Origin of the sequence: Paenibacillus sp. (genome assembly GCF_048976745.1) — a bacterium.
In the GTDB taxonomy this organism is placed as follows: domain Bacteria; phylum Bacillota; class Bacilli; order Paenibacillales; family Paenibacillaceae; genus Paenibacillus.
The window spans coordinates 941,061-954,207 of the sequence record NZ_JBHGUU010000006.1 but is presented as its reverse complement, the minus strand read 5'-3'; the positions used below and the strand labels follow the sequence as shown (position 1 = coordinate 954,207).

Annotated in this window: 10 protein-coding genes; 2 read left to right on the top strand and 8 right to left on the bottom strand. The window is 44.5% G+C overall.

Going from position 1 to position 13,147, the window contains the following annotated elements:
• Positions 1–157: 157 nt before the first annotated feature.
• Positions 158–1,009, top strand: coding sequence for a helix-turn-helix domain-containing protein (locus ACE3K2_RS10920; protein ID WP_421889703.1), 852 nt, complete (start codon positions 158–160; stop codon positions 1,007–1,009).
• A gap of 107 nt (positions 1,010–1,116) precedes the next feature.
• On the opposite strand, the gene ACE3K2_RS10915 is transcribed toward ACE3K2_RS10920, so the two are convergent.
• From ACE3K2_RS10915 to ACE3K2_RS10895, 5 genes are all read right to left on the bottom strand, one after another.
• Positions 1,117–2,244 (bottom strand): phosphotransferase enzyme family protein, encoded by a 1,128-nt coding sequence (locus ACE3K2_RS10915; RefSeq protein ID WP_421889701.1) that lies wholly within the window; start codon positions 2,242–2,244, stop codon positions 1,117–1,119.
• A 171-nt stretch (positions 2,245–2,415) separates the two neighbouring features.
• Positions 2,416–3,882 carry a glycoside hydrolase family 1 protein gene (locus ACE3K2_RS10910; protein WP_421889699.1) on the bottom strand — a complete coding sequence of 489 codons (1,467 nt, stop codon included), beginning with the start codon at positions 3,880–3,882 and terminating at the stop codon, positions 2,416–2,418.
• 42 nt (positions 3,883–3,924) lie between these two features.
• Positions 3,925–5,862 (bottom strand): beta-glucoside-specific PTS transporter subunit IIABC, encoded by a 1,938-nt coding sequence (locus ACE3K2_RS10905; protein WP_421889697.1) that lies wholly within the window; start codon positions 5,860–5,862, stop codon positions 3,925–3,927.
• A gap of 160 nt (positions 5,863–6,022) precedes the next feature.
• The gene (gene licT, locus ACE3K2_RS10900) at positions 6,023–6,871 is read right to left on the bottom strand and encodes a BglG family transcription antiterminator LicT (RefSeq protein WP_421889695.1); all 849 of its coding nucleotides are present in this window, start codon (positions 6,869–6,871) and stop codon (positions 6,023–6,025) included.
• A 226-nt stretch (positions 6,872–7,097) separates the two neighbouring features.
• Positions 7,098–8,030 carry an ArsR/SmtB family transcription factor gene (locus ACE3K2_RS10895; protein ID WP_421889693.1) on the bottom strand — a complete coding sequence of 311 codons (933 nt, stop codon included), beginning with the start codon at positions 8,028–8,030 and terminating at the stop codon, positions 7,098–7,100.
• A 210-nt stretch (positions 8,031–8,240) separates the two neighbouring features.
• Between ACE3K2_RS10895 and ACE3K2_RS10890 the strand changes: the two genes are divergently transcribed.
• Complete coding sequence (locus tag ACE3K2_RS10890; protein WP_421889691.1) at positions 8,241–9,749, top strand: alpha-N-arabinofuranosidase; 1,509 nt, start codon at positions 8,241–8,243, stop codon at positions 9,747–9,749.
• A gap of 500 nt (positions 9,750–10,249) precedes the next feature.
• Here the strand turns inward: ACE3K2_RS10890 and ACE3K2_RS10885 are convergent, their stop codons facing one another.
• The 3 genes from ACE3K2_RS10885 to ACE3K2_RS10875 all read right to left on the bottom strand — a co-directional run bounded on the left by ACE3K2_RS10885 (position 10,250) and on the right by ACE3K2_RS10875 (position 13,119).
• Positions 10,250–10,828, bottom strand: a complete 579-nt coding sequence (locus ACE3K2_RS10885; RefSeq protein WP_421889689.1) for a hypothetical protein — start codon at positions 10,826–10,828, stop codon at positions 10,250–10,252.
• A 255-nt stretch (positions 10,829–11,083) separates the two neighbouring features.
• Positions 11,084–11,929, bottom strand: coding sequence for a CPBP family intramembrane glutamic endopeptidase (locus ACE3K2_RS10880; RefSeq protein ID WP_421889687.1), 846 nt, complete (start codon positions 11,927–11,929; stop codon positions 11,084–11,086).
• A 275-nt stretch (positions 11,930–12,204) separates the two neighbouring features.
• Positions 12,205–13,119: a DsbA family oxidoreductase gene (locus ACE3K2_RS10875; RefSeq protein WP_421889685.1), complete on the bottom strand. Its 915-nt coding sequence runs from the start codon at positions 13,117–13,119 to the stop codon at positions 12,205–12,207.
• Positions 13,120–13,147: the final 28 nt, after the last annotated feature.

The window sequence follows — 13,147 nt, the reverse complement described above, 5'->3', positions numbered from 1 at the left end:
GATATAAGTTCATTATAGGGGAGTGGGCTGGAATCGGAATGTGTGATAGTTTTCAAAACATGTCATATCGTACGATAGTTAACAAGAGATAAATCCTTTATTATAATAGTAATAGAATATAGGATGTCATAAAGTAGAGAGGATTAGGTTGGACTAGATGAATGCAGGAACTATAAATATGAGCATAATCAACGAACTTTCGGAGTATGTCACACTTCGCATGAGCTCTTATCTGGAACAAACGCACGACAGCGATTGGATGGAACACAAGTCTCACTCCGATTATGATCTGTGGTTCATTACGGCAGGCTCTGTCAAGATTACCATCGATGGAATCGAACATATAGCGCACCCGGGCGACGTCGTGTTTTTTTATCCGGATATGCCCTACACTGCTTCCACGACCGGAGAGCTGTGCCGATTCGTATACATACACTTTGATTTCAGCATCGCTGAGCAAAAGCGAATTCTAGGCGAGTTTCAACTACCAGGCATTATATCTGGAAACCTGATCCAAGAGGAATCAACGCTGTTCACTTCGTCCTATCAAAGATTCAAGCAGATTAGCGGCCCTCCCGGAAGTCCACTCTACTTGAAAGCCTCTCTTCTTCTCGTCATCGCCAAAATTTTGGAATTACACGGGCAAGGTATGTATCACGGTGAGTTTCTGAAAGACCAAAAACCGAGGAAAATTGAAGGAAGCCTGGAAGTTCTGCAGAACGTGTTCCCCTATGTGGATGCGAATCTGCATCGTGCCATCCGAGTTAACGAGCTTGCAGACATTGCAGGCGTCTCTGAGAAATACTTTATTTCGTTGTTCAAGAAAATTCTAGGTATTACACCAGGGCAGTACATCAATCAGATCAAAATGAATCGGGCCAGAGACTATCTGTACGAGAAAAAATATACGATTCAGCAAATTGCCGGATTTCTGGGTTATCCCGATCCCTTTACGTTCTCCAAAGCATTCAAAAAATTTTACAACGTGCCTCCTTCCAAATTTGAATAACATACCGTAGACAAACATCCTGTGGACAAACAAGGAGACAACCGTAAAACCGGCTGCCTCTTCGTTTTGGTTAATCATTCATTATTCATGGTCGGGATGTGCACCCTTCAGCGTTCCTCATATTCAAAGGGAGCTTCAGTGGAATACATCTCATGGAATAATCCCTTGTACGGTATATCCTCTTCCAAACATTTAATGAGATACAACAGAACCTCGTCATCCTCTTCCGGCTCCTCCCCTTCGCGCTGCGTCAACTCAAAATGATCCACAATATTCTCCAGAAGGCTGACTTGAATAAATAACGGCAGCTTCTCCAGCATGGCATCAGAAACCCGGGTTTCTGATGTGTATCCTGCGAGCGCGGTTTGGAAGTACTCATCCATGAACTGTTTACGTTTGTCCGCTTCAGGTTCAAATTGAACCCAGCCCACTCCGTTCATCCACAGACTTGCGAGGTCAAACATGTACCAGCCATAACAGGAATTGTCGAAATCATATACCGTGATTTGTCCCGTATCAAAATCGATAGAATAATTCCCGTCATTATAATCGAAATGGATCATGCCCCATGTCTCCTGGCTCAAACCTAATTCTTGTACGGCTTGAAGAAGTTCAACCATTTTTCTTCTGAGCAGAGAAATAGATTCAGGAACCAACCTCTCGATATACTCTGCATTATATTTGTCCAAAAGATGATGCCTGCGATGAACGGGTACATAACTTTTGGATAGCTGATGCATTCTGCCCAGAACTTTACCGCAATTATAATAGTATTCGGTAAGCGGAACGCCTTCCCGGTAATGATAATGGTTCTCTACCAGCAATTTTCCCTTGGCCTTCACAAACAAACAGATAAAAAACGTATGCTCATCATAAGTGATCTCTTCCATCAGAAGACCTTTTTTCGAGTTGACTACATTCGAGACACTTGCACCGTTCTCAAATAAATACCGTACATACTCCAGTTCGGCAAGATAGTCTTCCCGCTTTCTGTCAGGCAAAAAAGACACTCGGAGAATTAGCGATTCGCATCCCTCTTGCTCACAAGTGTATACGACATTCCGTCCACCCTCATGAGGCGGAATAAGCTGAATGTTGTAACCCTCCAGATGAAACAGCTCGGATACCAGCGACAGTACATGTGTATTGCTAATGTTAACAGCCCCGTTAAAGTTAATTATGATCTCCTCCAGTAAACATTGTTGGGACGGTTTCCCGCACTGCAATGTCCACAAAAGGAATCCCTGTAACGCAAATATCCTTTTGTGAACCTAAAGCATAATCACCTTGTTAGACATTGAATTCACTCCTCTTGTTTGAATAAAACAATTTTACATAATTATCCCTTATTTTACTAGAGCAAAATAAAAACCGCCCACATGGGCGGCGTGTAAAATTTTTTATAATTACAGCGTTTCTCCGTTTGTTTCAATAACTTGTTTGTACCAGTGGAACGAATCCTTGCGAGTTCTTTCAAGCGAACCATTGCCGGCATTGTCTTGATCGACATAAATGAAACCATAACGTTTGCCCATTTCAGAAGTCGAGCAGCTAATGATATCGATAGGCCCCCAGCTAGTGAAACCCATCAATTCAACGCCGTCAGCGACAGCTTCTTTCATCTGCTCAATGTGGCTGCGCAAGTAATTGATGCGATAAGGGTCATGCACTGCCCCGTCCTCTTCCGGTGTGTCGATAGCACCCAGCCCGTTCTCTACGATGAAGAGCGGCATCCGGTAACGGTCATACAATCGGTTCAGCGCGACGCGTAGACCAATCGGATCGATAGGCCATCCCCATTCGGTAGCTTTCAGATGAGGGTTTTTAATCTGACTTACCAGCATACCAGAGTTGCTGTTGTCATTCGGGTCATATTTTCCGATATACGTCATGTAATAACTGAAAGCAATAAAGTCCACGGTATTATCCCGGATAATGGCATCGTCCTCAGGAGCTTTAACCAGTTCAATGCCGTTTTCCTCAAAATATCTTTGCATATAGGATGGGTATTCGCCCCGTGCCTGTACCTCTGGGTAGAACAGGTTCATCTGGTCTTCCTTCATCGTCTGCAACACATCTTCCGGTTTACTGGAAGCAGCATACGTTTCCAGACGGCAGATCATACAGCCAATCTGAGCATTTGGCATCTTCTCTTTACCACTTTTGACAGCGAGGGAGCTTGCTACAAATTGATGGTGAGTTGCCTGATAGGCTACCTGCTCAGGTGTACCCTTAATTTTATCTTCCAGAATGCCGCCGCCAGTATACAGACTTGTCAGCATCATATTCATTTCATTGAAGGTAATCCAGTATTTCACTTTGTCTTTGTAACGGTCAAACAGCGTATTGGCAAATTTCAAATACAGATCGATCATCTCGCGGCTTTCCCAGCCATTGTATTTGCGGGTTAACTCTACGGGCATCTCGTAGTGAGAGATCGTTACGAGCGGCTCAATGCCGTATTTCAAGAGTTCGTCAAGCACATTATCATAGAAGGTAAGACCCGCTTCATTGGGAACGGCTTCTTCTCCTGTCGGGAAGATCCGTGTCCAGGCGATCGAAAGACGAAACACTTTGAAGCCCATCTCCGCAAACAAGGCAATGTCTTCTTTGTAGCGATGGTAGAAGTCCACACCGTTACGTTTCGGGAAATATACGTTGGTGTTACCACTCAGATATTCTTCCAATTGAACAGAATCGACGTCGAAGGTGAAATCCTTGCCATTGCGCTCCTCATGAGGAACGAATGGAGCCATGTCTGAGGTAGAGAGTCCTTTGCCGTCTGCGTCAAATGCACCTTCCAGCTGATTGGCCGCGGTAGCTCCGCCCCATAAAAATCCTTTAGGAAATGAGTGTTTAATTGTTTTTGTCATGTTGTTTCTCTCCTTTTTTTGTATATGGTATTCATGAAGCTGTTAACGAACGGTGAGAAGAAGCAATTCATTCATTGGAATCACCCCCTTCACCTGAACAGGTACTACATCGAGGTAATCCGGCGTATTGGTTACGATGACTGGTGTCACAAGGTCAATACCCGCACCCTGAATGCCATCCATATCAAATTCCAGAAGTAAATCACCCTTCTTCACTTCTTGTCCGGCAACAACCTTCACGTCAAAAAATTTCCCTTTGAGCGATACACTGTTTAGTCCAACATGAATGAGAATGTCAATTCCACTGGATGAGGTCAGCATAATCGCATGTTTACTTTTGGCAACCAACGTGACGGTTCCATCAAAAGGAGCTGTTACACGTCCATCCTGCGGACGAATGGCAATACCTTTCCCGGTCATTTCCTCAGCAAACGTTTGATCTGGAAGCTCTGCAAGCGGCACCAATTCACCAGTGAGCGGGCTGAAAACCTCCCCTTTCTTATCCTCCATGGAATGTACTGTGACAGGTGTCACCGTTTCTTGAGAAAAGGCAGTAGTTGTATTCAGTTCCTCTTCGGTTAATGTTTGTGCTGAGTCGGACATGGCGGAATTGCGTGTAGTTGGCTCTTCCCACTTGAGCAGCAAAGTCAATACGAAGGAAACACTAAAGCTGATGCCAATTCCGATTAATGCATACCAGAAATTAGACATGCCACCATTCGGGCCAATATATAACGGAAGTGAAAGCAATCCTGGTACAGCAAAACCGAAGCATTTCAGACCCACTGCGGTAATAAAGCCACCCCCTGCTGCTCCACCAATGAGTGAAGCGTAAAACGGTTTTTTCAGCTTCAAGGTGACACCATACAGTGCGGGTTCAGTAATGCCAAGCAAGGCGGATATGCCACTGGATAAGGCAATGGATTTCATTTTTTTATCTTTGGTCTTGAGGAAAACAGCCGTGACTGCACCAGCCTGACTCATATTGGTTATCAGGTTAATCGGTAGCAAAAGCACGTCATATCCGAGTTTGCTCAGATTCTGCAATGTGCCTGGGAAGAACGCATAATGCATACCTGTCATAACAATCAGAGGCATGAGGCCGCCGAGAATAATGCCGGTTAACGGACCTGAATGGGCAAAGAGCCAGGAAGTACCCATTTCCAGATAGATGCCCATGTAATTCCCTAGGGGACCAATCGCAATTAATAGAATCGGCACCGTGATGACGAGCACAATCATCGAGGTAAAGATGACTTTGACAGGACCAGGAATAAAACGATCGACCCAGCGATGAACGTAACTCAGAAGCCACACACCCAGAATGATTGGAATGACAGACTGGGTATAATTCACAATGGACACGGGCAGTGATAGAAACCGTATCGGCTCCAGCTGATTTGCCAGATATGCATTCAGGATGGTTGGATACAATAACGTACCTGCGAGGGTCAAGGCAATATATTCATTGACTTTGAACTTGCGAGCAGACGAGACAGCAAGCAGAAAAGGTAAAAAATAAAAGGCAGCATTTGCGATTGAAGAAAGAACTTGATACTCACCGCTTGTCTCCTGTATCACTCCAAGTGTAACGAGCAGTGCCAGAATCCCCTTTAACATCCCGGTACCTACGATGGCAGGCAGAATCGGAGTGAAAATACCGGAAATTGTATCCAAAACAGCATTAATCCCTTTAGAGCGTGGCGCGTCTGTTTCAGGTTTCGATACACCACTTTGCTTCATCTGATCCTCGATCTGCTCATATACGGCTGCGACCTGGTTGCCAATTACCACTTGGAACTGATCATTCTGGAACTGTGCACCAAGCACGCCATCGAGTGCTTTGATCTGTTCCAATTGAACTTTGTTTTGTTCTCGAACATTGAAGCGAAGTCGTGTGATACAATGCCAAGCTTGCGTAATATTTTCCTGTCCGCCTGTTAATCGGATAATTTCTTTGGACAACTCTCGGTGATTCATGATGCTTCCTCCTTTTTTGGCGAAAAAAAAAAACCAAATGTAATACCGGCCCGCCGCAGATGCGGAGTCGGAAACATTTGGTGGTGCCTGATCGAATCAGTAACACTCCATATTCAATTCATATTAATGATGGTATAACTTCAAACAGTTTGTATTGAGATTAATCCTTATCGGTACGGGATGTCACTCTCTCGATGTGTATCATGAGATATACCATCTCATCGGGAGTAATCACGAATCCGCGTTGCCTCTCCATCGCCTCCTTTATTTTAAGTGCGCATTGGAAGCTGGACGGGTATCGCTCAGACAATACATCATATAGAAATTGCTGATCTTTAAACGAGAGTACTTCGCGGTTCAACTGACGAACAATGAAGTATCTCAGATGGGTGATAAATCTGGAGAAATCCGCAGAATCCTGATTCAGTACCATCCCAAAATGTTCCGTCATGATCCCTATAATGTCGTTAATCATCTGTGTAATTTTAATTGTTTGGTTCATACTGCCCGAGTCGAATTGTGAGTTCACGAAATGAAGGGCAATAGAGCTTGATTCACCAGATGGCAGTGAGACCAGAAAAGTTTCATTGATTTTTTGAACTGCCCATTCTCCGGCGCTGTATTCGGCAGGATATAGATGGCGAATGTCCCAGTGAAGCGGATTTTGCACATCCACGCCTTTTTTGAAACGATCCAGTGCAAAATGAATATGATCTGCAAGAGTTAACAGGATCGAGTCATTCAGCTTTTTTCCGATCAGCGTTTTGCCTTCTTCAATAATCTGATCCGTAATGTCGATGACTTGCAGAGGGATATCGCTGAGAAATTGCTCGACTCGCTGATATTTGTCATTCGAGCCGATCCTGAACATTTTCTGGATCTGGCTCTGCTCAATCGGCTGCCCTTTCACTTTTTTGAATCCAACACCCGTTCCGATGACAATGACTTCGCAGCCTTCTGTGTCTTCCGCCAGGGCGATGTTATTGTTTAACGATTTTTTGAACCTCATGATGTTCTCACCCCCAATATGCAAAAAGCACCACCATGGTCCCGAACACAAGTCAAAAAACTTGTGAATCCAGACTGTGGTGGTGCCTGATCGAATCAGTGACACTCCTTATTTAGCTGTATCTTACACCACCGATGTAATCGTTGTCAATATCAGTACAAAGGATTTTTCATACACTTCGTTTAAGTGATTATTGTCTTATTAAAATGACATAAAAGACAGCATCTTATACATCAGGAGATGTAGATTCCCCTGCCTCGTAATAGTACCGAATCAAAATGTCCTGATCGTAGTTACCGAACCCTTTCCCAAACAGCGTAAGTCCGCCTCGACCAGGTACCCCTTCTTCCGGTCTTAATCCAAATGTCCAGTACGTGGAAGAATCCAGTCTCAGATCATGGATACGCAAATCCGAGATGCGCTGGCCATCTATAAACGTGCCTTCTCCGTTAATACGCAGCACCTTGAGTACACCATACTGATTGACGTCCAATTTCCACCATAGCGGTGTATGTTTGCCTTTCCGATCGCCAAAGTCCCCTGGGCTTGTCCATGTTCCCAGATGTGTGCCATTCAGGGAAAAACGAATGTCGGAAGGCCAGTTTTCATTGACTTGGGGTGCTTCCGAACTTATTTCGAGTGAAATTTCAATTTCCTGGAGATGCTGTTCAGTATTCAGATAATTCGGGATCTTATATTCCAGAAAGCCTTGTGCGAACCAAAGAATACCCGCGTTGACCCGATCCGGGTCCATGAAGCAGGCTGGTGTGTCATATTGTCCGATCATTTGCGTTGGAGTTGCAATGCCACAGGTAGGCCAAGCTTCGTAATCCGTATACTGACCAACCGGAATAGAGACTTCATGGTACGGAGCATCAACGGGTTCAGGAGAGAGATTGATTGTCATGAATTCTTGCACAATAAAGCAATATTTATACGTTCCACCGTTCTCACGCTTCATGCGGCTGCCTACGATGCCTGCTTTCTGCAATTTGCTCACATGTGTACTAACGATGGCTTTGCTCAGATACAGCTCTTTCGCAAGCGCATTGATATGCATTTCCCTGTTTTGCAATAATAAACGAACGATATTTAAACGGGCCTCGCTGGCGAGCGCTTCATATATAATCAAGGATGAGGCATCCGTGCCAAGCATCATGAACTTCACTTCCTTATCTCTATAAAAATCTAATAGATCAGCAATTTAGGATTCGTTATTTAGCGAATCCTGTAAAATGAACTTGCTCAATCTAATAGCATTATGATACACATTAGATAACAAATCAATGAGTTGATTTTGCTTTTATGCGAACTCATCGTGAAATAAAGTTTCTTATGCACCTAAAATTAATTCTATGGAGGTTTTCCCATGCTTACATCCAAGATGCTTATTGATAAAGATTTTCAGATTGCTGAAGTAGACCCACGTGTATACGGTTCATTTGTAGAACATTTGGGCCGGGCTGTATATGGCGGTATTTATGATCCAGGTCATCCTACTGCGGATGCTCAAGGTTTCCGTCAGGACGCCATTGAAGCGATCAAAGCGCTGAACGTACCCATCGTTCGTTACCCGGGTGGCAATTTCGTATCCGGTTACAATTGGGAAGACGGCGTCGGTCCGGTAGCGGAGCGTAAACGCAGACTTGAACTGGCATGGTGGACGATCGAAACCAATGCTGTGGGCACGAATGAATTTGCAGATTGGGCCAAGTTGGTAGGTACGGAAGTAATGATGGCTGTAAATCTGGGTACTCGCGGCATTGATGCGGCCAGAAACCTGGTCGAATACTGCAACCATCCATCTGGCACATACTGGAGTGATCTGCGTATCTCTCACGGTTACAAGGACCCGCATAAATTCAAAACATGGTGCCTCGGCAACGAAATGGACGGCCCTTGGCAGATTGGTGCAATGACTGCATATGAATATGGCCGTATTGCCAATGAGACAGCCAAAGCGATGAAGTGGGTTGACCCAGAGATTGAACTTGTTGCATGTGGCAGCTCCAGCCGTGACATGAAGACATTTGCAGATTGGGAAGCAACCGTGCTTGATCTTACCTATGAAAATGTGGACTACTTGTCCCTCCATCAGTACTACAATAACAACAAAGACAACACGTATGACTTCCTGGCAACTTCGCTGGATCTGGATCAATTTATTGATAGTGTGGCTTCGATCTGTGATTTTGTACAAGCCAAGAAACGCAGCAAAAAGAAATTGATGTTGTCCCTGGATGAGTGGAATGTGTGGAAATCCATTGGCACAAGCCGTATGGAAGAACGTTGGCAGATTGCCCCACCAGAGTTTGAAGATGTGTATACACATGAAGATGCACTGGCAGTGGGATGTTATCTGATCACCATTCTCAAACATGCTGACCGTGTTAAAATGGCTTGCCTCGCCCAGTTGATTAATACTATCGCACCAATCATGACGGAAAATAACGGAGCAATCTGGTTCCAGACAACATACTTCCCGTTCCTGCACGCATCCAACTTTGGGCGCGGAACGGTTCTGCGTTCCATCACAACTTCACCTAAATACGATTCCAAAGACTTTACGGATGTGCCTTATCTCGAAGCGATCAGTGTGCACGATGAAGAGAACGGTACGATCACAATCTTTGCGGTGAACAGACATCTGGATGAGCAATTGGAATTGAATGTGGATCTGCGTTCTTTCGGAGAAACCACATTTGTAGAGCACATCGTACTGGAAAACAACGACCTGAAGGCTACGAATACCAAAGAAAATCCACGCAACGTCCTTCCACACAATGGCGGACACACAACCGTGGATCAAGGTAAAGTTCAAGCTGTGCTGAACAAAGCGTCTTGGAACGTGATTCGTCTGAAAACCAAACAAGCTTAATTGGAGTTAGTTAGCTGAACTACCTTTTTCGTTAAAATAGCCCAAATACCATGCGTGTTTCAATGCGCAAGATCAGTGTAGTGAGGGGCCTTCCCATGAGTCATACCGATGACTGGGAAGGCCTCTTGTTCGCGTTCACTGTTACAAGGAAACTTGCTTTGCGCGAATCGCTGTAAATGATCTAAGAAATCTCACACATGTTATTCGCTTCCTTTTGCGCAGCTTTGACGTGTAACGAATTACAAAGAGGTTATTTCGGCAAACGTACTACTATTTCAGGATAAGAAGCCATTTTATAGAGCAATAGCTTTACTGAGGTTCGTTAAACTTTTTATTTCTTGAATATCAGCCTAATAAGATGTGGTAGGTTCGTTAGCACTTGCTGCCAAGGGAAAATTCTTTTCAAGAACAGCATTTTGGCTTACAACGGGGTGCAAATAAGCTGCTTCCATTAAGCACGGGAAGCAGCTTTCATTTTGCTTTCTGGTATGAGCATTTGATTAGTTCTCGTTCTCTTCCGATTCGGCTGCTTCACCCGTAGCTGCTTGGCTTGGTGGAGTCATCAACCCTTGAACGGCGCCCATAAATGGCTGAATCTGCTTAATCATGCCATACCCCATTTTGACCACAGGTGTAAACCGCTGGATCATGCCAAACAACCGCATCCCCCCGCCTAACATACCTCCAATTGAGCCTGCACCGCCAAGTCCGCCAAAGCCACCTAACAATGAGCCTAGCATAGGCATGAAAGATGATACCTGAGCTTGCCGGGAAGCTGAACGAGACTTCGACCGGGATCGTACCTGCGAGTTTCGAGTACTGTTGGCGGGTTTACGGTTTCGAGAGGAGACTGTTTTTCTCGTAGCCCCTGCTTTAGGTTTTGATTTGCGAGCACTGCCTTCAGAAGAAGGTGCTGTGATTGCGGCCTGAATAAGCTTTCCGCCCCCGGTAAGCACTACGCCTTCGCCGTTAACGCCAGAGATGTACCCGACGTACGTTTCACCGTTACGAAGAGTCACGCAGACTGGACGATCCTTAAGCCGGTTTGCCTTGACGTGTATTTCATTGGTCTTCGCCATGGAATTCACCTCACTTGACTTGATCTACTTCAGTCTACGCAATGGGTGGACGACTTGCCTGTGCGAATAGTACATCCGTGTGTCGAAATTGAAAAATGACCCGCTGTAACCTTTGCCATCTCCTACCTCAACCTCCGCATATTCCTCGTTCTCTCATCATTTCATTTAATTCAGTCCCATGTAATTTAGCCGGTGCAGACTTCGCTTTGTTTTGAGTCCAGTTCGTTTCTCCACAAATATTACAATGAATGTTAATCATCTAATTGGGGGGATGAAGTGATTAGTTGATTTTCTCTCCTTGCTTATCATATTGCCGTTCCTGTAAGCGTTAATCAGCATAGGGATTGCAATCAGTAAACTGACGATCATCGGTACAATGGAGGCTTCAAGCCCGAAGCTTCCTCCAGTCAGAAGTCTTGAACCTGTCATTTGAACTTCAAATAAACCGTCCAAGGCCATGCCCGAAACGGGTATACCTAACATGCCCTCAAACGCATTCCAGGCAAAATGGAGTCCCATGACAAACCACAGGTTTCGCCGCCACAGGAAGCCTGCCCCCAGTAACACACCTGCTTCTATGAAAATCGCGATAGAGCTCCAGATAGTGGCTCCAGGGTTAGCGAGATGGGCTAAACCAAAAAAGAGCGATGTTACGGCCAACGCGAGCCAGCTTCCGATCAGTCTTTCCATCGCTTGCAGGAACAAACCACGGAACACCAACTCTTCTACAATAGCGGCACTAATCGCCAAAGCGAATATGGGCGTGATGGAATGTTGACTAGACCATGTGAACGTATATCCCCCAAGCAAAACAATGACACCGACAGAAACCCCAATAAAAATCATTCCAATAAACGTACCAAAAATGGTCTCGGTTCCTGCCCTTTTTATATGTATCTCTTCAACGTTGTGCTGACCTGCCAGAAATCTCATGATAAGCCAGTATATAGTGATGGAAAGAACACCTCCAGCCAGGGCCAGCACAATAGATATGAAGCCATTTGAACCAATAAATATCCTGCTAAACATTGAGCCAAACACTACCAAAATAAATACTCCTGCAAACATCCACACCATCGGAAACTGAATCATTTTCCTCATCTGATGCCCAACACTCCTTACTTGAATGGTTTGAAGTCTCGTGATCAAGTCCTCCTATAGCTTATGATGTGCTTATTAGTATTAACTCAGGTATAGGTCAAAAGTAAGTTTAGTTTAAACTTATTTATTACTCAATGATACACAAAACGGGCAAGCCACATATGTGACCTGCCCGTTAGATTAATGAGTGCGTGTACTCAAGATTGAGGCTCATATTAATATTGACAATAATCCTTCGGTAAAAATGTGTTAATTCTATTCTTGTATTTTTCTGCTCAGATATGCTCAATATACATCTCATTCAAAATATGACCCATACGATATGTGTTTTCAGCCAATTCAGATGTCACATAGGATGCAACATCACTCTTTTCGATATCGTACATGACTTCTATTTCTTTAGAAAAAAGAAGGTGTCCCTCATTGATTTTCTGCTCCAACGGGGTAATCTGTTTGGGTTGCAGATCAACTCCCAGTACTTGCTGAAGTGCTTGCACATAGGTTTCAAGAGAACGCGCTCCGACAATTTTCATACCTTCGTTCTCTTCATTCACAATGATAATGGATGGGAAACCTCTAACTGCCAAACTGGCGACACGCTCAAAGTCTTCCTCCAGTAACTCTTGTGCAGATTGCTGTGCAGCCGCCTCAACCACTTCTTTTCCATTCAAGCCCAGTTGATTGACGATATCCGTCAGCACATCATCTTCCCCAATATTTCGATTAAATGCAAACACGGCTTCACGCGCACGTCTTAAAAATTCATGTTCTTTACCAGGATGTGTACTCTGAATGACCTTAAATACGCGAGAAGGCGGATAGGAAGAAAGTATTGGATTACCGTGCCATAAGGAACCGTCGATGGGCATGCGTGAATGCTCACCCACTTCCTTCCAATGCCCTGCAACGTCCGAAGGCTTCTGAATCCCGTTAGCACCATCCGAGAAACCATTCCAGTTAGCCAGTAACCCACCCATTTTGATTTGCATTGTAAAATAATGACCGTATTCATCAACAAACCGTTGAAGCACAGGCTCAAGTGCCCAGCAGTGAGAGCAAATTGGATCTGTTGCGTAATAAAGAGTTATCTTTTTCTCAACGTGATTCAGATTGATTTTTTGCATCGTCTCTTCCTCGCTCACACCACATACGCCGGTTTCCAGATCACACATCATAGATTCGTTATTCACGTATATCCCGCCTTTATCTTGTCATATG